The 25529-nt window shown below is 65.8% G+C and carries 14 protein-coding genes; 8 read left to right on the top strand and 6 right to left on the bottom strand.

Going from position 1 to position 25529, the window contains the following annotated elements:
* Position 1: 1 nt before the first annotated feature.
* A complete protein-coding gene (locus KBA48_RS14965; protein WP_292907712.1) occupies positions 2–559 on the bottom strand; it encodes a DUF962 domain-containing protein in 558 nt (185 codons plus the stop codon).
* Positions 560–669: 110 nt separating this feature from the next.
* On the opposite strand from KBA48_RS14965, the gene KBA48_RS14960 reads away from it, so the two are divergent.
* Positions 670–1308 carry a TetR family transcriptional regulator gene (locus tag KBA48_RS14960; protein ID WP_292907710.1) on the top strand — a complete coding sequence of 213 codons (639 nt, stop codon included), beginning with the start codon at positions 670–672 and terminating at the stop codon, positions 1306–1308.
* Here KBA48_RS14960 and KBA48_RS14955 read toward each other — a convergent pair whose 3' ends face one another.
* From KBA48_RS14955 to KBA48_RS14940, 4 genes are all read right to left on the bottom strand, one after another.
* Positions 1309–3132 (bottom strand): SLC13 family permease, encoded by a 1824-nt coding sequence (locus KBA48_RS14955; protein ID WP_292907708.1) that lies wholly within the window; start codon positions 3130–3132, stop codon positions 1309–1311. It abuts the gene before it with no gap.
* On the bottom strand, positions 3119–3871 hold the full coding sequence (locus KBA48_RS14950; protein WP_292907706.1) for a rhodanese-related sulfurtransferase: 753 nt from the start codon (positions 3869–3871) through the stop codon (positions 3119–3121). The genes KBA48_RS14955 and KBA48_RS14950 overlap by 14 nt, the downstream gene beginning before the upstream one ends.
* Positions 3872–4082: 211 nt before the next feature.
* Positions 4083–6083: a heavy metal translocating P-type ATPase gene (locus KBA48_RS14945; RefSeq protein WP_292907704.1), complete on the bottom strand. Its 2001-nt coding sequence runs from the start codon at positions 6081–6083 to the stop codon at positions 4083–4085.
* A 78-nt stretch (positions 6084–6161) separates the two neighbouring features.
* On the bottom strand, positions 6162–7565 hold the full coding sequence (locus KBA48_RS14940; RefSeq protein WP_292907702.1) for a hypothetical protein: 1404 nt from the start codon (positions 7563–7565) through the stop codon (positions 6162–6164).
* A gap of 212 nt (positions 7566–7777) precedes the next feature.
* On the opposite strand from KBA48_RS14940, the gene KBA48_RS14935 reads away from it, so the two are divergent.
* The 6 genes from KBA48_RS14935 (at position 7778) to KBA48_RS14910 (ending at position 23500) form a co-directional block, all read left to right on the top strand.
* On the top strand, positions 7778–12637 hold the full coding sequence (locus KBA48_RS14935; RefSeq protein ID WP_292907700.1) for an alpha-2-macroglobulin: 4860 nt from the start codon (positions 7778–7780) through the stop codon (positions 12635–12637).
* Positions 12638–12814: 177 nt separating this feature from the next.
* Positions 12815–13348: an inorganic diphosphatase gene (gene ppa / locus KBA48_RS14930; protein ID WP_292907698.1), complete on the top strand. Its 534-nt coding sequence runs from the start codon at positions 12815–12817 to the stop codon at positions 13346–13348.
* Positions 13349–13689: 341 nt separating this feature from the next.
* Positions 13690–16845 carry a M10 family metallopeptidase C-terminal domain-containing protein gene (locus tag KBA48_RS14925; protein WP_292907696.1) on the top strand — a complete coding sequence of 1052 codons (3156 nt, stop codon included), beginning with the start codon at positions 13690–13692 and terminating at the stop codon, positions 16843–16845.
* Positions 16846–17039: 194 nt separating this feature from the next.
* Positions 17040–20243, top strand: coding sequence for a M10 family metallopeptidase C-terminal domain-containing protein (locus KBA48_RS14920; RefSeq protein ID WP_292907694.1), 3204 nt, complete (start codon positions 17040–17042; stop codon positions 20241–20243).
* A gap of 73 nt (positions 20244–20316) precedes the next feature.
* Positions 20317–20661, top strand: a complete 345-nt coding sequence (locus KBA48_RS14915) for a hypothetical protein (protein WP_292907692.1) — start codon at positions 20317–20319, stop codon at positions 20659–20661.
* Between the two features lie 121 nt (positions 20662–20782).
* Positions 20783–23500, top strand: a complete 2718-nt coding sequence (locus tag KBA48_RS14910; protein ID WP_292907690.1) for a bifunctional acetate--CoA ligase family protein/GNAT family N-acetyltransferase — start codon at positions 20783–20785, stop codon at positions 23498–23500.
* A gap of 179 nt (positions 23501–23679) precedes the next feature.
* On the opposite strand, the gene murI is transcribed toward KBA48_RS14910, so the two are convergent.
* Positions 23680–24516: a glutamate racemase gene (murI, locus tag KBA48_RS14905; RefSeq protein WP_292907688.1), complete on the bottom strand. Its 837-nt coding sequence runs from the start codon at positions 24514–24516 to the stop codon at positions 23680–23682.
* Between the two features lie 260 nt (positions 24517–24776).
* Here murI and KBA48_RS14900 point away from each other — a divergent pair, with 260 nt between their 5' ends.
* Positions 24777–25328: a hypothetical protein gene (locus tag KBA48_RS14900; protein ID WP_292907686.1), complete on the top strand. Its 552-nt coding sequence runs from the start codon at positions 24777–24779 to the stop codon at positions 25326–25328.
* The last annotated feature ends 201 nt before the right edge of the window (positions 25329–25529 follow it).

Raw genomic sequence — 25529 nt, 5'->3', positions numbered from 1 at the left:
ATCAGGCCTGATGCGCCGGCAGGCCCAGAGCACCCGGCCCGCCGATGCCATCGGCCACCAGCCGTTCCACCTGTGCCTCCACCTCCTTACGCAGGCCCAGCGCGAAATAGGCCTCCGCCACCAGGAACAGCGGCGCCACGAAGATCTGCAAAAGGTTGGCGGTCAATGCCGGCTTGTTGCCTTCGAACTTGTGGCCCAGCAACTGCACCGCCCAGCCCCCGAAAAAGGTGACAAGGCCGATGGTGGCCGCCGTGCCCGTGGGCAGGGTCGATACATGATCGGCCAGCATCAGGAACGGCACGGAAAGCGCCGTCAGCGTGCCGCCGATCATCGGGTCCAGATAGACGTAATAGGCGGCCAGAACCGCCATCAGGATCAGCGCCACGCTGACCGTGGCGCCGCCGACCGGCACCGTCAGATAGGACAGGCCCAGCATGACCGCGAACACGATGGTCGGCACCCCGAAATAATGGGTCAGCCGGTTATGCGGATGCCGGTGATAGGCGGAATAGAAAGCCATGCTGCGCGCCAGCCGGCCGGGCTTGAAACTGTCTGCCACATCATCCTCCCTTGCCTCCGGTCCACAATAAAACAGACCGATTGGTTTGTTTTTACATCGGACCACATTTCGTGGCAATGATGAAAGTGGTGAAAGATTCGGATGCGATCATGAGTGCGACCGACCCGGAAAAGTCCGCCCGCCGCAGCCAGGCGACAAGGCGGGAGGAGATGCGCCAGCGACTGGCCGCCGCCACGCTGGATGCGCTGGCCGATCATGGCCATGCCGGCGCCTCCTTGTCCGTCATCCTGGACCGGGCCGGCGTGTCGCGTGGGGCCTGGGCGCATCATTTCGATACCAAGGCGGAGATGCTGGCCCTTGCCGCCGAGGGGCTGTTGCTGGGCGCGGTGGAGGCGGCCCGCGCGCTGGCCCCGCCGGCCCCGGACCCGTCCCTGCCGGCGGAGACGCGGCTGGCCGCCATGATCGAGGCTGCCTGGGCCCGATTCTATACCGGCCGCCACCGCGACCTGCTGTTCGAGGTGGCGCTGGCCGCGCGTACCGATGCGGAATTGCGGGCGCGGCTGGCCCCGATCTTTTCGGGATTCCTGGCCGCGACGGGGGGCAATTGGGGCCTGTCGCTGCGCCCGGACAGCCAGGGGCTGGCGGAGATGGCGGACCTGATGGTCCTGACCATCTATATGCTGCGCGGCATGGCGATGCAGGAACTGGCCGCCGGCCCCGCCCCGGGGCATGAGGGGCTGCGGCGCTTGTGGGTGCGCCTGCTGGCGGGCTGGCTGGAGAAATACTGATCAGAACGGCATGAAGACCGGCACCAGCAGCACACAGACAGCCATGGTGACCAGCGAGAAGGGCACCCCGATACGCACAAAATCCATGAAGCGATAACCGCCCGGCCCCACCACCAGCGTGTTCACGGGTGAGGAGACGGGCGTCATGAAGGCCGTGGACGCCGCCAGCGCCACCGTCATGGCGAAAGGCAGGGGCGACAGGCCCAGGCTGCCGGCGATGGTGATGGCCACGGGCGCCATCAGCACGGCCGTGGCCGTGTTGGAAATGAACAGGCCCAGCACGGCGGTCGCCGCGAACAGGGCCGCCAGGATCAGGCGCGGTTCCGCCTGCCCCACCACGGCGACCAGGGCATCGGCCGCCAGGGCGACCCCGCCCGTGCGTTCCAGGGCCAGCGCAAAGGGCAGCATGCCGGCGATCAGCACCAGCGTGGACCAATGGATGGAGCGGTAGGCCGAGTTCATGTCGACCACGCCCAGCGCCCCCAGCGCCAGACAGCCCAGCAGTGCCGCCTGGACATTGGGGAGCACTCCCGTGGCCATGGCCAGGACAACGGCCAGCAGCACGGCCAGCGCGTGCGGCGCCCGGTCGCGCTTGGGCGCGTATTCCGCCGCCTCCGCCGGCAGGTCGAGCAGCACCATGTCGCGGCGCTGTTCCGACAGGCGGCGGATGGACCGCCAGGGACCCGCCAGCAGGACCGTGTCGCCCACGGCCAGACGCTGCCGGGCCGGCACACCTTCCAGCGGGGCGTTGGCGCGGCGGATGCCGATCACGGCCACGTCGTGCTGGGTGCGGAACCGCGCCTCCATGGGCGACCGGCCGGCTAGGCCCGAACCCGACGGGATGATCACCTCCGCCATGCCGAAATGCTGGTTCCTGTCGGCGAAATGTGCCTGATCCAGGGGCAGCTCGGCCAGCCCGTGCCGCGCCTGAAAGGTATCCGCGTCGAAATCGGCGCCGATAATGTCCAGCAGCAGGACATCGCCGCCGCGCAGTTCCGTTTGTGCCTCCGGCCGCACGAATTCCCGGCGCAGGCCCGCGCCGCGTTCGATAGCGACGATATTCACCCCGGCCGAAGCGCGCAGGTCCAGCATCTCCAGCCGGCAGCCGCACAGATCGGAGCCTTGCGACAGCAGCAGCCGGATTTCCCGCCCGCTCAGCCCGTATGTGCGGACCCAGTCGCGCATGCCGGGCCGTGGCGGCGGCAATTCGGCCGCGCCCGACAGGTGACGGCGCATGACCAGCATATAAAGGATGGCCAGGACCAGGATGGGGATACCGAAGGGCGTGAAGGCGAAGAAGCCGAAACCATCCTGCCCCCGCGTCTCCAGTTCGGCGCTGACCACCATGTTGGGGGCGGTGGCCACCAGGGTCATCATGCCGCTGATCAGCGCCGCCATGGACAGCGGCATCATCAGCCGGCCCGGCGGCAGTGCCATGGACCGGGCGATGCGCAGGACGATGGGGATGAAGATGGCGACGACACCCGTCGAACTCATGAAAGATCCCAGGCTTGCCGCCGCCAGCATCAGCAGCACGATCAGCCGCCCCTCGCTGGCGCCGGCCCCCCGCGCCATGCCGTCGCCCAGCGCCTGGGCCACACCGGTGCGCACCAGCGCGTCACCGATGACGAACAGGGCCGCGATCAGGATGACATTGGGATCGGCAAAACCGCGCAGCACCTCCGGAACGCTGACGACACCGGTCAGGGGCAGGGCGGCGATCACGATCAGGGCCACCGCGTCCATGCCGGGCCGCCCCCGCGCGAACAGCAGCACAGCCAGGGCCAGCAGCCCCAGGACGGACAGAAGCTCAATCGTCATCATGGGTCCTGCAGGCGCCGGGCACGGGCGCCAGCCCATGGCCCAGCGCCACCCGCTCGTCAAAGACGAAGCAGCCGCCTTCCCACAGGCTGTCTTCCGGCCCGATCCGTTCCAGATAGTTCAGGATGCCACCCTTCAGGTGGTAGACCTCCCCGAACCCCTGCTCCAGCATATAAGCCGTGGCCTTTTCGCAGCGGATGCCGCCCGTGCAGAACATGGCTACCTTGCGGTGTCTGGCGGGGTCCAGTTCGCGGCGGACATAGTCGGGGAACTGCCCGAAGGTGGTGGTGCCGGGATCGACGGCCCCCTTGAAGGTACCGTATTCCACCTCAAAACTGTTGCGGGTGTCGATCAGCAGGGTGTCGGGATCGCTGATCAGGGCGTTCCAGTCCTCCGGCTCCACATAGGTGCCGACGGCGCGCAGCGGGTCGATGCCCGGCACGCCCATGGTCACGATCTCCTTCTTCAGCCGCACCTTCAGGCGGCCGAAGGGCGGTGCGTCGGTGGTGGACCAGCGCGGCTGCAGCGGTTCGGGCAGGCCGGCGATACGGGCGATCTCCGCCACCACCTGTTCCATCGCCTCCGCCGGTCCGGCGATGGTGCCGTTCAACCCTTCCGCCGCCAGCAGCAGCGTGCCGCAGACCCTGTTGGCGGCCAGCAGGTCGAACAGGGGCTGTCGCAGGTCGCTGTAATGCGGCAGCGGGTGGAAGCGGTACAGGGCGGCGACGGCGATGGCGGACATGGGCTGGCAACTGCGGCTGGAAAGATGGCCGGGCTTATAGCAGCCCCGGCCCGCCCTGTCTCACGCCAAGGGTCATTGACCCTGACCCTTGGGCATTCACACGTTCCCTCATGCGCCGGGCGCCAACATCCGTTGGCTTGGGCTGACGCGGCAAGTGCCGCGCGGCGGCAGTCGCCGCCGGACCAAGGGTCATTGACCATGACCCTTGGTCTCAGTGCTCCTTCCAGGCCAGCAGGCGCAGGGCGTTGAAGACGACCACCAGGGTCGACCCTTCATGCAGCAGCACGGCGGGGCCGATACCCAGGCCCAGGATGGTGGCCGGTACCAGAAGCGCTACGACGCCCAGGCTGACCACCATGTTCTGACGGATGATGGACCGGGTCTGACGCGACAGGCCCACGGCGAAGGGCAGGTGCGACAGATTGTCGGCCATCAGCGCCACATCCGCCGTTTCCAGGGCCACATCCGATCCGGCGGCCCCCATGGCGATGCCGACATGGGCGCGGGCCAGCGCCGGGGCATCGTTCACCCCGTCGCCCACCATGGCAACCACGCCAGCATCCGCCAGCCTGCCGATGGCGTCCACCTTGTCGGCGGGCATCAGGTCACCCCAGGCCTCGTCCACCCCGACCTCCCGGCCGATGGCGGTGGCAACGGGACCGGCATCGCCCGACAGCATGACCAGACGCGACACGCCCAGCGCCCGCAGGCGGGCAAGGCTGGCCGCCGCTTCCGCCCGGGGCCGGTCCATCAGGCCCAGCACGCCCAGATCGCGATCCCCCCGGCGGACCAGCATGGTGGTACGGCCGGCGGTGCGCAGGCCCGCGGCCGCCACCAGCACCGGCTCCGACAGCGGCGCCACCCCGTCCCGGCCGAACAGGTCGGCCTTGCCGATCAGCACCTTCTCCCCCGTCACGGTTGCCGACAGGCCGCGCCCGGTCAGGCTGGACAGGTCGCTGGCGGCGGGTACCGCGAAGCCGGACAGGCGTTCCCGCCCGTCGCGCGTCACGGCGCGGGCCAGGGGATGGTCGCTCAACCCCTCCACGGCCACGGCGATGGACAGCAATTCCGCCTCCGTCACGCCGGGGGCGGGAAGGATGTCGGTCAGGCGCGGGCGGCCTTCGGTCAGGGTGCCCGTCTTGTCGAAGGCGATGGCGGTGACGGCGCCCAACTGTTCCAGCGGCGCCCCGCCTTTCACCAGCACCCCACCGCGTGCCGCCCGCGCCACCCCGGACAGGATGGCGCTGGGCGTGGCGATGGCCAGCGCGCAGGGGCTGGCCGCCACCAGCACCGCCATGGCGCGATAAAAACTGTCGCGGAACGGCTCGTCCACTACGACCCATCCGAACAGCAGCAGGAAGGCCAGCCCCAGGACCAGCGGCACGAAAATGCGCTGGAACCGGTCGGTGAAACGCTGGGTCGGGGATTTGGCGGTTTCCGCTTCCGCCACCAGACGCACGACACGGGCCAGCGTGCTGTCGCCCGACAGGTGCGTCACCTCCACCTCCAGCAGGCCATCGCCATTGATGGTGCCGGCAAAGACGCGGTGGTCGGCCTCCACCCGATCGGGCGCGGCGCGGGCCTGTGCCGGATCGGGCACGGGGGATTTATCGACGGGGATGCTTTCGCCCGTCACGGGGGCCTGATCCACGCCGCTTTGTCCCGCCACCACAAAACCGTCGGCGGGCAGGCGGGCGCCGGGTTTCACGATGACCACATCGCTGATGGCCAGATCCTCCACCGCCACTTCCACGGCCCCGTCCGGCGTGCGGCGCAGGGCCGTGCGGGGGGCCAGCACGGCCAGCGCTTCGATGGCGCGCCGCGCCCTGCCCATGGCGTGATGCTCCAGGGCATGACCCAGGGCGAACAGGAACAGCAGCAGCGCCCCTTCCGCCCAGGCGCCCAGGCTGGCGGCACCGGCGGCGGCCACCAGCATCAGCGTGTCGATCTCGAACCGCCGCCGCCGCAGATTCTCCACCGCTTCCCGCACCGTAAAGAACCCGCCCAGCAGGAACGCGGCGGCATAGAACGTCAGGGGAACCCAGCCGGCAGCGGCGGTCAATGTCTCCACTCCATAGCCGATGCCCAGTGCGACGCCGCTGGCCAGCGCGGTGGCCAGTTCCGTCGCCGGCCCCAGCGGGCCGCCATGGTCGTGGCTGTGCCCGTGGCCGGCGTGATCATGATCATGACCGTGATGATGGTCGTCGCCCATGCTGAACCCTTACAGATGTGACAATCCCCATTTTCCATGGGGCGCAGGCATGGGGAAGGATACCATAAGGCGGGCCGGTTACGGCGCCGGGTCGCGGTGGCGGGCCCGGGTCAGACCCGCCACCGCCATCACCAGTGTCGCCAGCCAGACGATACGGCTCTGATACCGGTCGTGCGGGTTGGAGAGCGCGCCATTGATGAAGGCGTTGCCGATCAGGGCGATGACCACGAACAGGGCAAGCGCCGCCAGTTCCCGCCGCCCGGTGCGAAAGCCCCAGACGGCCACCAGGATCAGCCCCAGGCCCGACAGATGGGCCACCGGCACATGCACGAGGTTCAGCGCATCGAACAGGCCGCGCGTCGTCTTCTGCCGTTGCTGGCGGGCGCCGGCAAAGGACTGGTGCTGGCCATCGGCCATGAAGGCGCGGAAGATCCAGCGGGTCACCTCCTGCCATTCATCCAGCCCGTCACCGGTCTTCACCATGACCAACTGGTCCGCCGTGGCCGTCAGGGCCGTGGACAGGAAGGCGCCCGGATAGGCGGTGACGATGCCCCCGACCAGCCGCGACAGTTCCGGCCCCGCGCCGTCCCAGCCGCCGATGGCGATGAAGGGGCTGTCCTTGTGCCAGATGAAATCATCCGCCTTGGCCGGCAGGCTGTCCTTATAGGCGCAAAGCTTGATGGTGGCGTCGGGGCAATGGTCGGTCAGATAGCGCTGGGCCAGCCCATCCTGCACCAGCCGGCCGAAGATGAAGACCGGGCCGCCCGGCGTGAAGCCCGGCTTGCCGATCATCGCCATATGCAGGGTCGGCATGGCGACAAGCGACAGGGCCAGCAAGGCCGCCGACGGCAGCACGCGCGGCCGCAGGCCCCAGCCACGCCAGCGGTCCAGACCCTTGGCCGCCGCGATGGTGACGACCAGACCGCCGGCCAGCGCCATGGAGGACATGTGCGACATCAGGGCCAGCAGGCCGATGGCGCCCACGCAGACCCGTTCCCGCCAGTCCAGATCGTCCCAGCGGAAAGACAGCAGCCAGAAGCAGAGGACCAGCAGCGGCAGCAGAATATCCGGCATCAGTTGCGCCACATACCAGGACACGCCCGTCAGGGCCGACAGGCCGATGGCCACCACCCCCGTCACCTGCCGCAGGGGCCAGTCACGGATGCCGATGCCGTGGGTCCGCAGCAGCAGATGGATCAGCCACAGCGTTGCCGCCGCCTGGACCAGCACCGGCCCCCAGAAGCTGAACCACCCGCCTGATGTAACGAACAGGAACAGGCCATAGAAGAAGGACCGGCCGGGCTCCAGGTCCCAGTCCAGCACCCTCTTGATATAGCCGGCCGTGTCGAAGAACACGATGGGGAAGCCGTTCCACAGCGCCGGTCCCAGCAAGGCGAACCCGCCCAGCCAGAGCGCCAGCCGCGGCCAGTCCAGATTGGGCAGGCGGCGTCGGGGGGGCAGGTCATCATGGATGTCTGTCATGGGGCCTCTGTCGCGCGGGCGGCGGCGGAATGGACCGGCAAGCCGCTATCATGACGGCCTGGTTCACGCAATGAAACGCCGCAACAAGGACGATGGATCAACGCCCTTGTTGCAATGCGCGTCAAAACAGCGTCCTCTGGCCGTTGTGACGCCATAATCCCGGCGTTTCATGCTATTCATCAATCCGTCCCGCCACCCGCATTCCGATCCAGATGCCGCGCCTTTCCGCCCTGCTGTTCGCCACGGGAATCCTCCTGGCGCCCGCCGCCCTTGCCGCGCAGGAGGGGGCGCCGCCACCGGCCGCCCCGCCCAAGGCCGGGCCGGAGACCCGGCCCTTTGAACTGACGGGGGTGGAGATCGCTGCCGAGCGCGACAAGCCGCAGGCCTGCTTCGCCTTTTCCCGTCCCCTGCCGCGACAGCGCGGGCGCACGAACGAGCTGTCGCGGTTCGTCAGCATCGAGCCGGCGCAGGGAGTCACCCTTGTCACGCGTGACCAGAGCCTGTGCCTGGACGGGTTGAAACATGGCCAGCGCTATGCCGTGACCATCAATGCCGGCCTGCCGGCGGCGGGTGCCAAGGAGAAGCTGGCCGACGCCATCAGCCGCGATCTGGCCGTGCCCGACCGTAAGCCCAGCCTGTCCTTCCGGGGGCAGGGCTATATCCTGCCGCGCGTCGATGCCGAGGGGTTGCCCCTGCGCGGGGTCAATGTCGACCGTGCCCGCCTGACCGTTCTGCGCCTGAACGACCGCGCCCTGGTGGAACAGCTTTACTACGGCCGTTCCAACCAGACCATGACGGAGTTCGAGATCGGCGACGTCCTGGACCAGAAGGGCGAGCGCGTCTGGCGCGGGGAAATGGCCATCGCGGGTGAGCGCAACAAGGCCACGCAGATCGCCTTTCCCATCGACGCCGTGACCGGCGATCTGGCCCCCGGCGTCTATGTCGCGGTGGCGGAGGATGCGGCCCTGTCCTTCCAGGCCTGGGACAAGCGCGCCACGCAATGGTTCGTCGTGTCCGATCTGGGCCTGACCAGTTTCAAGGCGGCCAACGGCCTCTATGTCTTCGCGCGCAGCCTGTCCTCGGCGAAGCCGCAGGCCGGGGTGGAATTGCGCCTTGTCGCGCGTGACAAGCGGGAACTGGGCCGTGCCGTGACGGGCGCCGATGGTCTGGTCCGATTCGAGGCGACGCAGATCGGTGGTGTTAACGAGGCGGCGCCCCAGGCCCTGTTCGCCTCCACCGCCGAGGGCGGCTTTTCCCTGCTGGATTTCGGGGCGCCGGCGGTCGAACTGGCGGGCAAGGGCGATGGCGGCCGTGTCGTGGCCGGCAATGCCGACGCCTATCTGTTCCCCGAACGGGGCGCCTATCGGCCGGGCGACCCGGTCTGGCTGACGGCCCTGCTGCGGGATGCCGATGCCAGGGCCCTGCCGGGCCAGAAACTGACCTTCAAGGTGGTGCGTCCCGACGGGCTGGAGGTGGAACGCCGGACCGTCGATGATGGCGGGGCCGGCGTGCATGTCTGGCGCGTGGAACTGCCCGCCAACGCCCCCTCCGGCCGCTGGACCGCCAAGGCCCATCTGGACCCCGCCGGTCCCGCCCTGGGCCAGACGCGGTTCAATGTGGGGGAGGTGGCGCCTGCCCGCATCGCCTTCGACCTGACCGCCGACCGGGCCCGGATCGGGGCGGATGGAAAGGTGGGGCTGTCCATCGATGCCCGTTACCTGAACGGGGGGGCCGCCGGCCTGCTGCCCGGCGAGATGACGCTGACCCTGCGTCCCACGGACCGGCCGCGTCCGGGGCTGGACGGCTATCGTTTCGGTCTGGCCCAGCAATCGCTGGCACCGGAGAAACGCGCCCTGCCCGGATTCACCACCGGTGCCGACGGCCGGGCCGTGCTGAATGTCGATCTGGGCAAGCTGCCCGATACCAGCCGCCGGCTGGAAGCCGTGCTGCGCACCACATTGCATGATGTAGGCGGCCGGTCGGTGGATCAGGAACTGGTCCTGCCGGTGGAGTTCCAGCCCGTCACCCTGGGTCTGAAGCCCAATTTCAGCGGCGATGCCGTGCCCGAAGGGGCCACCGTCTCTGTCGATGTCCTGGCCGTGGGGGCAGAAGGGCAGAAGGTGGCCCGCAATGGCCTGACCTGGGACCTGTTCGAGGAAGAGTACGATTACGAATGGTACGCGGCCGACGGCCGCTGGGAATACCGCACCATCGTGAAGGATCGCCGCTTGACGGGCGGCAGCATCAATGTCGCGGCCGGACAGCCGGCAACGATCGAGGAGCAGGTCCGTGCTGGCCGTTACCGGCTGGAAGTCTTTGATCCCGCCACGGGCGCCGCCTCGTCGCTCCGCTTCTCCGCCGGCTGGTGGGTGTCGGCCAAGCTGGCCGATACGCCCGACGCGGTGGAAGTGAAGGTGCAGGAACCCCTGCACAAGCCGGGACAGAAGGTCCGCGTCTTCGTGCGTCCGCCTTATGCCGGCACGGTCGCCATCGCCCTGGCCGACCGGTCGATCCGCCACATGCTGGTCAGCGAGATCGGGACAGAGGGCGCGTTTGTCGAACTGCCGCTGCCCGATGACATCACGGCCGGCGCCCATGTGCTAGCCACCTCCTTCGCGCCGGCCGATCCGGGCAATCGCACACCGCCGCGCCGGGCGCTGGGCATGGGCTGGGTCGCCATCGACCCGGCCGACCGGTCCCTGTCGGTCAGCATCGCCGAACAGCCGGCCGTCCATCCGCGCGGGTCGGTGAAACTGCCCGTGACCGTCACGGGGGCGGAGCCGGGATCGTCGGTGCGCGTGCTGGTCACCGCCGTGGACGAGGCCGTGGCCCGTCTGCCGGAAACCCAGATGGTCGATCCTGTCGGCTGGTTCCTGGGCAAACGCCGGCTGGCCGTGGAACTGCGCGATGTCTATGGCCGGCTGGTCAATCCCAATGAGGGCACCAACGCCACCCCCGCCAATGGCGGGGACAAGGACAAGGGTAGCCGCATCACCACCGCGCCGCGTAGCGGCCCGGTGACGGCGCTGCATTCCGGCGTGGTGACGGTGGGGGCGGATGGCAAGGCGGAGGTTAATCTGGTCCTGCCCGACATGGCGGGCCGCCTGTCCCTGACCGCCGTCGCCTGGTCCGATGCCAAGGTGGGTGTGGCGCGCGGCGCGCTGGATGTGCGCGACGACATTGCCACCGACATGGTGCTGCCGGGGTTCCTGGCGCCGGGCGACAAGGCACGCATCGCCTTGAACCTGGAGAACCTGTCCGGCCCGGTGCGCGGCGCCTACAAACTGTCGCTGACGGCCGAAGGTCCGGTGAAGCTGGAGGGCGGCAAGGCCGAAACCAGCTTCCAGGCCCTGGCGCGCGGCCGCAAACTCTCCATCGACCGCACCCTGGTGGCCGGCGATCCCGGTTACGGGGTGCTGGTGGTCAATGTGACGGGACCGGAAGGCTACAGCCTGACCCGCCGCTTCCCTGTCAATATCCGCCCGGCCCATGCCGTGGCCGCCACCCAGGTCCGGAGCCGGATTGCACCGGGCCAGACGGCGACGCTGACGGTGCCCAAGCCGGACGGCGGCATCGCCGGGGCGTCGTGGAAGCTGGCCATGGTCAGCCCCCACGATACGCTGGACGCGCTGTCGCATCTGCTGCTGATCGATGCGCGGCCCTTCGGGTCGGCGGACCAGATCGCCGCCCGGCTGCTGCCCCTGCCCGGCGCCAATGACTGGCAGAAGGCCCTGGGCCTGCCGGCCGATGACAAGCTGAAGGCCAAGGCCGACGATCTGGTGGAACGGCTGATCAGCCGCCAGCGCGCGGATGGCGCCTTCTCGCTCTGGGCCCATGACGGGCCGGCCGACCCCTGGCTGACGGCCTTTGCGCTGGACGTGCTGACCCGCTCGCGGGAGGCTGGCTTCACCGTGCCGGAGGATGGATATCGCCGCGGCATGGATTGGCTGGTGCGGTCCATCGGCAATAGCTGGGTGGAGGATGCGGAACTGCCGGCGCGGGCCTATGCGCTGTATGTGGCCGCCCGTGCCCGCGCCATCGACGCCACGCCCCTGCGTTTCTTCCAGGAGACGTTCCAGGCCCGTGTGCCCACTCGGCTGGCCCGCGCCCAGATCGCCGCCGCCTTTGCCATCCTGGGGGATGGGCAGCGGGCGGGCGATATCCTGACCCGGCTGGACGATCCCTTGCCGGGGGTGCCGGGCATCCGTGATTTCGGCTCGCCGCTGCGCGACCGGGCGGCCACCCTGGCCCTGCTGATCGCCGCCAATGCCGACCCCGCCCGCATCCAGGCGGAAGAGGCGGCGCTGACGGGCATGCTGCGGGACCCGGCCCTGGTGGCGACGCAGGAACGCGCCTGGCTGCTGCTGGCGGCCCAGGCGCTGGCCACGCGCCCGCCGGCTCTGAACATCGTCGTGGATGGTCAGGCCGTGACGGGCAACGGCCCGCTTTTGCGCCCCCTTGGCGATGGGGCATCGCTGCCGGTGGCCAATCGCGGGGACCAGCCTTTGTCCACGCTTTCCACCATCGCCGGCATCCTGTCCATCCCGGACAAGGCGGAAGCGGCGGGCGGCCTGACCCTGAGCCGGCAGTTCAAGGACGGCAAGGGCCGGCCCGCCAACCTGAAGAATATCCGGGCGGGCGATCTGCTGGTGGTCGTGCTGGAAGGCAAGGCGGAACAGCCATTGACCGGGCCGCTGCTGCTGATCGATCCGCTGCCGGCGGGTCTGGTGGTGGAGAATGTGCGGCTGGCCGGCAGTGCGCAACTGGGCGATCTGTCCTGGCTGGGGACCCTTTCGGAGGCGGCGCTGGTGGAGTTCCGCGACGACCGGTTCGTGGCGGCCCTGGACGGCATGCCCGACAGCGGGAATTTCCGTCTGGTCTATCTGGCCCGTGCCGTCACCCAGGGCAGCTTCACCCTGCCGGCGGCGCGTCTGGACGACCTGATCGATGGCGGCCGTTATGCCCGCACGGCGGCCGGGAGCCTGACGGTTCTGCCCCCGGCCCCCGTGCCGGTCGCGGCACCTGTGCCGGCACCCGCGGGGGCGGAACCGGCGGCCCCCACCACCCCCTGACCCAAGGCCAGGCGGGGCGGGCGCCATGCCGTCCGTCCCGCCGCCGCCTCTACGACCTTGGTAGATGCGGCGGAAATGCACAGGGGATCATCCTTCCGTAAACTTCATTTCGCACCTGCACTCGGCTAGGATCGCGCCGATTTCTACCCTGTTCCGTTGCCAAAGAAGGCCCGTGCCATGGACATCACCAAGATCCCCGTCGGCAAGAACCCGCCCTGGGACATCAACGTCGTCATCGAGATCCCGCAGGGCGGCCAGCCCGTGAAGTACGAGCTGGACAAGGACAGCGGCGCGCTTTACGTCGACCGCTTCCTGCACACCGCCATGTTCTATCCGGCCAATTACGGCTTCGTGCCGCACACGCTGGCGCTGGACGGTGATCCGATCGACGTGATGGTGGTGGGCACCACCCCCGTGGTCCCAGGCGTCGTCCTGCGCTCGCGCCCCATCGGCGTGCTGATCATGGAAGACGATGCCGGCATGGATGAAAAGATCCTGGCCGTGCCGGTGGACAAGCTGCACCCGTTCTACAAGGACATCACCAGCTACCGTCAGCTTCCCCAGATCCTGGTCGAGCAGATCGCCCATTTCTTCGAACACTATAAGGATCTGGAACACGGCAAGTGGGTTCGCATTGTCCGCTGGGACGAGGCGGATATGGCGGCCCAGCTGATCCAGGAAAGCGTGGACCGGTTCCAGAAGGAAGGGTGATCGCACCGTCTCATGTTCAGGTGGGCAAAGGCCGGGATTCAAACGAATCCCGGCCTTTTCTTTTGTATGGGTTTATTTGTATGTTGAAAATATACTTTCAATTAAGACCTATCGTCAGGTGTATTTTATAAAAATAAAGATATATTAATTATGTTTATAGTTATGGTTATATTTATAAGAATACAAGCTTATGTCGGACTCTTTGTTCGGTGTTATTGATATTTTAACTTGAAGTTTTTGGTAAATTTCGCATTCAATACGCCCACCCTTAGCTTTGTGCTGGCTTTGGGCTGTCATGACATTTGATATTTCACAAAATTCTAAAGCCTGGAGATATGGAAATGGCAACGTTCAACGGGACCAGTGGTAATGATTCGCTGACCGGGTCCACCAGCGCGGATATGATTAACGGAGGCGATGGCGCCGATACCCTGTTGGGCGGTAGCGGTGAAGACACCATCGCCGGTGACGCGGGTGATGACAGGCTGGTCGGTGGCAATGGCAGTGACATGCTGACCGGTGGCAGCGGCAATGACGTTTTTGTCCTGGAGCGTTTGACGAACTATTCCAGCAATAATGATCTGATCACGGATTTTGCTAAAGGCCAGGATCGGATCGATGTTTCCGGACTGGGTATCAACAGCTTGACCACTCTGCTGACCCTGACCCGCGCGCAACAGGCGACCGATGGCAGTCAGCAGACCGTCATAACAACCAACTACAATGGTGATGCCAACACGCTGACCTTTGGTGCCAATCAGACATTACTGGTCAGCAGTGATTTTATCTTTGCCGCCAATAATGGTCCGCAGAGCCTGAGCGGGACCAACTCCGCCGACGATCTGTTCGGCGGGGCGGGCAATGATACGTTGACCGGGGGTAGTGGGGCGGACCGGTTGTTTGGTGATGCCGGTGATGACCGCCTTGTCGGTGGCAATGGCAATGACACATTCTTCGGCGGGGGCGGTAATGACGTCTTCGTTTTGGACCGGATGAACGATTACAGTCGCAACGTGAACGTTATCGCCGACTTTGCCAAGGGGCAGGATCGGATCGATGTATCCGGTCTGGGCATTAACAGTCTGGCCACGCTCCTCGCCCTGACCACCGCGCAACAGGCGGCTGATGGCAGCCAGTTGACCACGATTTCCACCAATTACAGCGGTGATACCAACAGCCTGACCTTTGGTGCCAATCAGACGCTGCTGGTCAGCAGCGATTTTATCTTCGCCAATAACAGCGCGGCACAGAACCTGACCGGCACCAACTATTCAGACGACCTGTTCGGTGGTGCCGGCAATGACACCATCCTGGGCGGCAACGGTGATGACAGGCTGTTCGGTGATGCCGGTAATGACCGTCTGATCGGTGGCAATGGCAACGACACCTTCACGGGTGGTGCCGGCAACGATGTCTTCGTCCTGGACCGGCAGACCGACTATAGCCGCAATTACAACACCATTACCGATTTCACCCAGGGTCAGGACCGGATTGATGTGTCGGGTCTGGGGATCAACAGCATGGACACCCTGCTGGCCCTGACAGATGCCGAACAGGCGGCGGACGGCACTCAACTGTCGACCATCAGCACCGATTATAGTGGCGACACCAATACCCTCACCTTCGCCGTCAATGTCACATTGTTGACGAGCAACGATTTCATCTTTGCCAGCAACAACTCGCCTCAGAATCTGACGGGTACGGCCTATGCCGACCATCTGTTTGGCGGAAGCGCCAATGATACCGTTGTTGGTGGCAACGGGGACGATGCGCTGTTCGGCGATGCCGGTGATGACCGGCTGGTCGGCGGCAATGGCAGCGACGTTCTCTTCGGTGGCGCGGGCAAGGATGTGTTTGTGTTCGAACGTCGTGGCGACTACAGCACCAACAGTGATATTATCGCCGACTTCACCCAAGGCCAGGACCGGCTCGACGTATCCGGACTGGGCATCAGCAGCCTGACCACACTGCTCGAACTGGCATCCGCGCTCCAGGCGCCGGACGGCAGCGCCGTGACGCGTCTGGAAACGCGATATAACGGTGATACCAATATCATGGACATGCTGGTCGCCCGCCCCCGCCTGACCAGCAGCGATTTCATCTTTGCCAGCCAGACGGCTGCCATCACCCTGACCGGCACCAGTTATCATGACGATCTGTTCGGCGGGGGCGGTGCGGATACGCTGGCCGGCGCCAATGGCTATGACCGGCTGTTCGGTGATGCAGGCGATGATCGTCTGGTTGGTGGTGCCGGCAACGACACGCTTTATGGCGGCTTGGGCCAGGACACGGCCGTGTTTACCGGTGCGCGTGCCAATTACCAGATCACGACCGCCAATGGCGCCACCATTGTCCGGGATTTGGGCAATACCGAAGGCACGGATACGCTGTATGGTGTTGAAACGCTGCTGTTCAACGATACCAGTGTCACTGTGCAATCGGCACCGGTGCCGGTCCTGACCCTCACTGGCAGTCGCGTGCTGGAAGGCAACGCCGGCACCACAACCTTGATCTTCACCGCCAGCTTGTCTTCGGCCAGCGATAGTCCGGTCACTTTTGTTTCCACCGTCCGGTCCGGGACCGCCACCAGCGGCATCGATTATATTCAGCCCGACCCACAGAGCGTAACCATCGCCGCCGGCTCCCGTACCGCCACGATCAAGGTTGTGGTGCAGGGGGATACGCGTGTCGAAGGACACGAGACTGTGACCTTGATGGCATCGAATCTGGCCAATGCCACCCTGGAAGGGAACGTCGGCGGCGTCACGGCCGTCAGCACCATCGTGAATGACGATTTCCAGTCATCCTTCACCTTGGCGGCCTACCGCGCCCTGAACCCCGACCTTGTATCGGTCTTCGGCGCCAATGATGCCGCCTATGTCAGCCACTATGCCACCAACGGCCGTTACGAGGGCCGGGCCAGCAGTGGTTTTGATGCCGACGCCTATGCGGCCATGAACCCCGACCTGTTCCGGTATTTCGGCCTGGATGCGACGGCTCTTGCCAACCATTACCAGGGCTGGGGCAAGGCGGAAGGGCGGCTGGCGACGGGGTTCGACGCCGACGCCTATGCCGCGCTGAACCCCGACCTGTTCGCGGCCTTCGGTCTGAACAAGGGCGCCTTGATCAGCCATTATGTCAGCAATGGCCGGGCCGAAGGGAGGCTGGCGGTCGGCTTCGATGCCGAGGCCTATGCCGCGCTGAACCCCGACCTGTTCCGCATCTTCGGCCTGAACACAAGCCAGTTGGTGGATCACTATATCCATAACGGCCGGGCGGAAGGGCGGTTGGCCGTCGGGTTCGATGCGGAAACCTACGCCGCCCTGAACCCGGACCTGCTGGGCGTGTTCGGCCTGAACCATAATGCGCTGATCAGCCATTATATCAGCAATGGCCGGGCGGAAGGGCGGCTGGCCTACAATGCCGACGGCATTGCCGCGACGTCCGCCCTGGATCTGGTGGGTGTCCCGGCGACCAACGGGGACTTCGCGGCCTGATTTCACAAATGCTTTATCCCTGCATCTGCGGACCGGCGCCCCTGGTGGCGCCGGTCTTTCTTTGAGGAACCGTAAAAAACTGCCTCTTTCGGGATAGTACAAAGAGCAACATCGTCTGCTGATAGATATTCAGGCGGCCCTATGTTATTTAAATATTCTCTCCGAGAACGGATCGTCATGAGGCGGGGTGGAAAATGGCCAATATTATTGGTGAATACGGCGATGATTCGATTGTTGGGACATCCGGAAATGATAATATAGATGGTTCATATGGTAACGATACTTTGGTCGGTGGTGAAGGAAACGATACGCTGAATGGCGGGGAGGGGTTCGATCGTCTGTCCGGCGGCCCGGGTGACGACGTCCTCTATGTTGGCGGTAGTGACAGTTTGATCGGCGGCGATGGCCGTGACTTGTTCATTCCCGGTCCGCCCGCCAGCTATTACAGCTATGGGATTTCACGGATTCTCGACTTCACCCAGGGTGAGGACAGGATCGACCTGTCGGCTCTGGGCATCCCCGACCTGGAAACGGCACGGCTATTCTTCACCGCCGCCGGGGACGGCAACTGGCAGTTCCAGTTCCGCAGCGCCAGCAATCTTTATTCCTTCTATCTGGGGGTGGCGCCGGAAGCGCTGCGCGCCAGCGATTTCATTTTTGCAGGACCGGTGTCGGGTGGATTGATCCGTGGCGGCGGCGGCCCCGATGACCTGATCGGCGGTGTGGGCAACGACACGCTGGATGGCGGCAGCGGCGATGATTCCCTGATCGGCGGGGCCGGGGATGACCGGTTGATCCTGCGCGGCGGCTGGGACCGGGCCATCGGCGGCATCGGCAACGATGTCTTTGTCATTTCCACCGATATCAGCAGCGGTTACGCCAGCTACACCATTGCCGACTTCACCCGTGGGCAGGACCGGATCGATGTCAGCGCCTTTGGCATCAGCAGTTGGGATACGCTGAAAGCCCTGATGACCAGCGGCCCGCCGGGCTATGGCACCAGTTTTAATCTGGCCCGCGGGTCGCAGGTCAGTTTCTTCCTGACCGGGGTGGATTCCAATCTTCTGTCGGCCAGTGATTTCATCCTGTCCACCGACACGACCCCGCGCGAGATTTATGGCGGGTGGATGAGCCACCTTTATGGTGGTGTCGGCAATGACCGGCTGCACGGTTCGGGCAATGGTTCCTGGATGTTCGGCGAGGGGGGCGACGACATCCTCTATGCTGCGACCGGCGGCAGCAGCCGTATGTCCGGCGGGGCCGGCCGGGACATTTTTGTCCTGGAAGGTGGCACCAGCACCACCTATGCCGAGATCGTGGATTTCACCCAGGGCGTGGATCGGATCGATGTATCGGATCTGGGGATCAGCAGCTTCGATGTGATCCGAGGGCTTGCCGCCCTGCCGTCGGGGTCACCGCAACTTCTGCAACTGGGTTCCCTCGGCCTGACGCTGAATATCGACCGTCAAAAGCTGACGGCAGCGGATTTCATCTTTGCAGAGGATAGCCCGGCCCGGCAGATCAGTGCCGTCGGTACTGCCGGCCTGCTGACCGGTGGGTCCGGCAATGACACGCTGATCGGCGGGGCCAGTGGCATCGACCGGCTGTTCGGCGGGGCCGGCGACGACACGATCATGGATGATCCCACGGAACCTGCGGGCTGGTACGGCGCCTATGGTGCCGATGTCTGGTCCGGGGGTGCCGGTCGCGACCTGTTCGTGGTCAACCAGATCAATGGCCGCGATGTGGTGATCGACTTCACCAGAGGCACCGACCGGATCGACCTGTCCGCCCTGGGCATCAGCAGCATGGAGACGGTGCGTTATCTGGCCGAATATGCGGGGATTTCCGGCAAGGCGGCGACGGCGTTTCGGGCCGGCATCGGCGGGGATTCCGGTGTATTCGCCTTCACCGGCGACCGTGACCTTCTGTCGGCGAATGATTTCATCCTGGCCAATCAGACCAGTGCTGTCACCCGCACGGCCCTGGAGGGGGAGCGTGACCTGTTCGGCGGGCTGGCCGGCGACACGCTGCGCGGCAATGGCGGCACCAACCGCCTGTTCGGCGATGCGGGCGACGATATGCTGGCGGGCGGTGCGGGGGATGACCGGCTTTATGGCGGTGCGGGTGTTGATACCGCCCTCTTCACCGGCAAAAAGGCCGAATACACCATCACCACCATCAATGGCATCACGACCGTCCGCCACGATACCGGCAACGATGGCACCGACATGCTGATCGGGGTGGAACGGCTGTCTTTCGCCGATCAGGTGATGACATTGGCCGCCGCGGACGCGGTCAGCCTGCGCCTGACCGGTTCCTATGTGCAGGAAGGCGATCGCGGTTCCTATCCCATCATTGTCGAAGGCAAGATCATCAGTTCCGTGCTGGCGCCCGCCACATCACCAACGGCCGTTTTCACCGTCAGCCTGTCGCAGCCCGCGACCCAGGCTGTGACCTTCGATTTCAGCTATGCCACGGCCAGCGGTTATTCCATCGGCTCGCGCAGCTATACCATCGCGGCGGGGCAGAGCGGCATCGACATCCTGTTGCCGGCCGCGAGCGGCAATACCGATGTCTGGTCCGACTATGTCCTGGTTGGCACCATCAGCAATGTGCAGGGCGCGCTGGTCCCCACGGTTGGCGGCAACATCACGGCGCGGTCCACCATCGTCAATGATGATTTCCAGGCCGGTTTCAGCCTGGAGGCCTATCGCGCACAGAACAGTTCGCTGGACAGGATCTTTGCGGGGGACGATGCCGGCCTGATTCAGCATTATATCAATAATGGCCGGTCGGAAGGGCGCATTGCCACGGGCTTCGATGCCGAGGCCTATGCCGCCCAGAACGCGGATCTTTATGCCGTCTATGGTCTGGATGCCAAGGCGCTGCTGACCCATTACCAGACGATGGGCGTGAATGAGGCGCGGCCGCGCGAAGGGTTCGATGCCGTCGCCTATGCCGCGCTGAACCCGGACCTCTATGCCGCCTTCGGGCTGAACCACCGTTCCCTGATCGAGCATTACATGAATTACGGGGAGAAGGAGGGGCGGCTGGCCAGCGGTTTCGATGCCGAGGCCTATGCAGCCCTGAACCCCGACCTGTTCCGGGCCTTCGGCCTGAACGAAAAGGCCCTGGTCGAGCATTTTATCCAGACCGGCCGGGCCGAGGGGCGGTCCGCCGTGGGGTTCAGCGCCGAGGCCTATGCCGCGTTCAACGGCGACCTGTTCGCCGCCTTCGGCCTGGATCACAGCGCCCTAGTCAACCATTACATCGTCAATGGCCAGGCGGAAAAACGCTTCGCCTATTCCCTGGACGGCTATGTTCCCGCTATGCCCACCGATCCGTCCCTGCTGGTACCGCTGACCGGGTGGAGCCAGGATTACCTTCTGGGATGATGCCGATCGGCGGTCCCTGTTGCCGGGGCCGCCGCTTCGCGCTTTCATGCGGGGATGAAAGGGGAAAGGCGACATGAGCTATTTCGAGAGCGACCGTTATAACAGCGGCATGCGCATGGTGGTGGTGGTCAGCAATCTGCTGAGCATCGTCGGATTCGGCCTGATCGGTGTGATCATCGCCTATCTGAAACGGGCGGATGCGCGGGGGACCCTGTGGGAAACCCATATCACCTATATCATCCGCACCTTCTGGATGGGGGTGCTGGGCATCATCATCGGGTCGGCGACGGCTTTTATCGGTATCGGCGTACTGATCCTGATCGTGGTGGGCCTGTGGTGGCTGATCCGGTCGATCAAAAGCCTGTTGAAGGCCATCAACGACGAACCGATCCGGAATCCGGAAACCTTGCTGTTCTGATCGCTGTCGGTCGGCGAATGATTGACCCATGTCATCGCCGTCCGATGGTCGTGGTTTATGGTGGCGCCCGTGTCCGGCATGATGGCCGGATGCGTGATCCCGCCCGTCAGGAGCCACCGCCATGACCATCCGTAATCTGAACAGCCTGTTCAAGCCTGCCTCCGTCGCCCTGATCGGGGCCAGCCGGCGGGAAAGGTCGGTGGGCAAGGTTGTGGCCCGCAACCTGTTCAATGCCGGGTTCGACGGGCCGATCATGCCCGTCAACCCGCGTGAACGGTCGATCGAGGGGGTGCTGGCCTATCCATCGGTTTCCGACCTGCCCATCACCCCGGAACTGGCCGTCATCGCCACCCCGCCCGCCACCGTGCCGGGCCTGATCGCCGAACTGGGTGCGCGCGGCACCAAGGCCGCCGTCGTCATCACCGCCGGTTTCGCGGAAATGGGGGAGGAGGGGAAAAGGTTGCAGCAGGCCGTGCTGGACGCGGCCCGGCCGCATCTGCTGCGCATCATCGGGCCGAACTGCCTGGGCATCATGGTGCCGGGCCAGGGGTTGAATGCCAGTTTCTGCCATGTGCCGCCGCTGAAGGGCGATATCGCCCTGGTGGCGCAGTCGGGTGCGGTGGTGACCTCCATCGTGGACTGGGCCACGCCGCGCGGCATCGGCTTTTCCCACCTGATCTCGCTGGGCTCCAAGGCCGATGTCGATTTCGGTGACATGCTGGACTATCTGGCCCAGGACGCCTCGGTGCGGGCCATTCTGCTTTATGTCGAAGCCATCACCTCGGCCCGCAAATTCATGTCGGCGGCCCGCACGGCGGCCCGATCCAAGCCGGTGATCGTCATCAAGGCGGGCCGCAGCGAGGAAGGGTCGCGCGCCGCCAGCAGCCATACGGGCGCCCTGGCCGGGGCCGATGCCGTCTATGACGCCGCATTCCGCCGGGCGGGCATGCTGCGCGTGGGCGAACTGGACGAACTGTTCGCCGCCGTGGAGACGCTGGCCACCGGCGTGCAGATCGGGGGCGACCGGCTGGCCATCGTCACCAATGGCGGCGGCGTCGGCGTGCTGGCCACCGACACGCTGATTGCGGGCGGCGGGCATCTGGCGCAACTGGCGCCGGAGACGCTGGCCGCGCTGGACAAGGTGCTGCCCCCCACCTGGAGCCGGGGCAACCCGGTCGATATTATCGGCGATGCCGATGGCAAGCGGTATGCCGACGCCATGAAGATCGTCATGGCCGACAAGAATATCGACGCCGTGCTGGTGCTGAACTGTCCCACGGCCGTGGCCGACGGGCGCGACGCGGCCCAGGCCCTGGCCGATATCGCACGCGACCAGAACAACCGGACCGGTGGCGGCCGCCGCCTGCCCGTGCTGGCCAGTTGGCTGGGTGAACAGCAGGCGGCCCCGTCGCGCAAGCTTCTGGATCAGGCCCGTATCCCGCATTACCAGACACCCAACCAGGCCGTGCGCGCCTTCCTGCATCTGGTGCAATACCGGCGCAATCAGGAACTGCTGATGGAAATGCCGGCCAGCGTGCCGGAACAGTTCGACGTGGATATGGGCGCCGTCCGTCCCGTCATCGATGCCGCCCTGGCCGATGGGCGCGGCTGGCTGTCGGAGTATGAGGCCAAGGAGGTGCTGCGCGCCTATGGCATCCCCTGTGTCCAGACCGTCACCGCCGCCACCCCGGCAGAGGCCGAACGGGCGGCCAAGCGGCTGGGCGGGCGCACCGCGCTGAAGATCCTGTCGCCCGACATCACGCACAAATCCGATCTGGGCGGCGTGTCGCTGAACCTGTTGCCCACCCAGGTCTGGGCCGAGGCGGAGGCGATGCTGGAACGTATCCGTTCCGCCATGCCCGACGCCCGGATCGAGGGCTTCACGGTGCAGGAGATGGCGCACCGGCCCGGCGCCCAGGAACTGATCCTGGGCATGGTGGATGATGCCTTGTTCGGTCCGGTTATCCTGTTCGGGGCCGGCGGCGTCGCGGTCGAGGTGCTGGACGACAAGGCGCTTGCCCTGCCGCCCCTCAACCTGAACCTGGCGCGCGAGGCCATGGCCCGGACCCGCGTCTACAAGCTGTTGCAGGGCTATCGCCACATGGCGCCGGCGGATATGGATGCGGTAGCGCTGGCCATGACCAAGGTCAGCCAGTTGATCATCGATTTCCCGGAAATCGCGGAACTGGACATCAACCCGCTTTATGCCGACGGTGCCGGGGTGCTGGCGCTGGACGCGCGTATCCGGGTGCGGCCATTGACCGAACAGGCGCTGAAGCGGCTGGCCATCCGCGCCTATCCCAAGAAGCTGGAACATACGGTCAAGCTGCGCTCGGGCCGGGAATTCCTGGTCCGTCCCATCCGGCCCGAGGATGAGGCGGCGATCCATGACATGGTGGCCGCCACCAGCGTGGAGGATATGCGCCTGCGCTTCTTCGCGCCCATGCGCCGCCTGTCGCACCAGATGGCGGCAAGGCTGACCCAGATCGACTATGACCGTGAAATGGCCCTGGTCGCCATTCCGCTGGACATGAGTGATCCGGACAAGCCCGGTCCCATCTTCGGCGTGGTGCGTATCACGGCCGACCCGGACAATGACCGGGCCGAATATGCGGTGCTGGTCCGGTCGGACATGAAGGGCAAGGGGCTGGGGTCACGCCTGATGAAGGAAATACTGGCTTATGCCGAAAGCCGCGGCATCGGCGAGGTGTTCGGCGAGGTGCTGCGGGAGAATGCCGGCATGCTGGGCCTGTGCCGCGACCTGGGCTTCATTTTCCATGACAGCGCCGAGGACCACGGCATCGTGGAGGTCAGCTACCGCTTCGCCAAGAAAGGGTGATCACACACAAGGCCCGTCCTTCCTCCGCCCCCTGAAAGCAGAGGCGTTGGGGGGCGGGAAGGGCATCACACCAGTGCCGATAAATTCCGACCCATCGGAATTTATCGGCTTCGGCGGCAGGGGCCGCCGCCGCGCCCGTCGGCGCGGATGCCAGGGGTCAAAAGTTTTGCCCCCTGGCATCAGACCTTTTCGAACCGCGCCGGCTTGCCGAAGAACCGGGTGGCCAGTTCTGTGATGCGGGCGGGGTCGCCGGTGGTCATGAAGCCGACCTCGCCCCGGCCCGGCCGGTCGAATTCCGGATGGCGCTCCAGATAGGCCGTCAGGCTTTTGGCCGTCAGGTCGGGTTGCGACAGTACCTCCACCCCCGCCGGCAGGGCCGCGGTGAACAGGTCGGCGACCAGCGGATAATGGGTGCAGCCCAGCATCACGGCCTGCGGCGCCACCCCGTCCAGCCGGATCATCAACGCATCGGTGTAACGGTTGACCGCATCCGACAGCCGGCCGCGCGCCGCCCCCTGTTCGATCAGGGGGACAAGGTCGGGGCAGGCCTGCTGCACCACCCGCACCTCCGGCGCGCGGGCCGCGATCTCGCGCGGGTAGGCGCCGCTGTCGACGGTGCGGCTGGTGGCGAAGATGCCGATGGTCCGTGCCTCGCCCGCCTGCCGGCTGGCCGCGACGTCGGCCATCCAGGGCACGCCCGTCACCGCCTCCACCATGGGGACCAGCACGCCCAGCACGCGCCGGCCGGGCCAGGCCTGGTCCAGCCAGGTCTGCTGCAGCCGGCGCAGCGCCACCGCCGAGGCCGTGTTGCAGGCCAGGATCACCAGGCGCGCGCCCCGGTCGAACAGGCGCGAGACGCCGGCAAGGGTCAGGGCGTAGATCTCTTCCGGCGTGCGGTCGCCATAGGGGGCATCGGCATGATCGCCCAGATAAAGGAAATCGTGGGTGGGCAGACGCTCATGCAGGGCGCGCAGCACCGTCAGTCCGCCATGACCCGAATCGAACGCACCGATCATCCCGAAACCATCCAAGCAGCCAGCACCCGCTCTTTACCACTTGTTTGCGGCGATGGAAGGGCATTTCGCCCGCTTGCATGCGAACGCGCGCTGTGCCTAATACCAGTGTCAGTAAATTCCGGTTCCCCAGAATTTACTGACTTCGGCGGCACGAGCCGCCGCCGCGCCCGTCAGCGCGGATATCAAGGCCAAGATTTCTTGACCTTGATATAACTCCGCCACCGTACCGATTGGTCCCGCGTTGGAGCGTTCGCCGTCCCATGTCCCTGCTGATCCGTTCCCTGTTCGCCGCCACCCTGGCCTTGGGTGCCGCCCCCGCGCTGGCCGCCACCCAGGACAATGCCCGCCCCGTGGGCCCGACCCTGGGGGAGATCGCCCGGCAGGCGGAACAGCCGGCCCGGCCCGCGCAGGCGCAGCCGGCGGTGCAGTTGCCGGCGGCAACCAACCTGCCGACCATCGGTGATGTGGCCAAGCAGCAGGATGCCCAGGCCAAAGCGGCGGCCGCCGCCGCGGCCGAATCCGGCTGCACGCGGCCCAAGGTCCCCGGTAAATTGCCCGATGGCAAGACGGCAACCGAACAGCAGATGCGCGATGCCCAGCTTGCGGTGAAAAGCTACGTCACCGAGTCGGAAGCCTTTAACCAGTGCCTGGACAAGCTGGTGAAGGCATCGTTGCCCCGCATCACGGCCCGCGAATATCTGGCCCTGATCCAGCAATACGACCTGACCATCTCCGCCATGCAGATTTTCGCGGACCGCTTTAACGAGCAGTTGCGCACCTATCGCGCCCGTTCCACCGGGACAGGACAGTAATTTGGCACTCCCGGCCTGCCGAAGGCTTGCGCGCCGGCTGATGGTGGGCCGGCATCTGCCATTCCGCCCCCTGTCATGCGCGCATTAAAAAGCCCCCGCCCGGTTACCCGGACGGGGGAGCAGGCTTGAACTGCCCGACGAAAGTCGCTGTGCCCTATGGGGCTTGGGATTACTTTGCGGCGATGGTGACGGTGACGGTGT

Source organism: Niveispirillum sp. (assembly GCF_017996735.1).
In the GTDB taxonomy this organism is placed as follows: domain Bacteria; phylum Pseudomonadota; class Alphaproteobacteria; order Azospirillales; family Azospirillaceae; genus Niveispirillum.
This window is presented reverse-complemented; position numbering and strand designations above follow the sequence as displayed.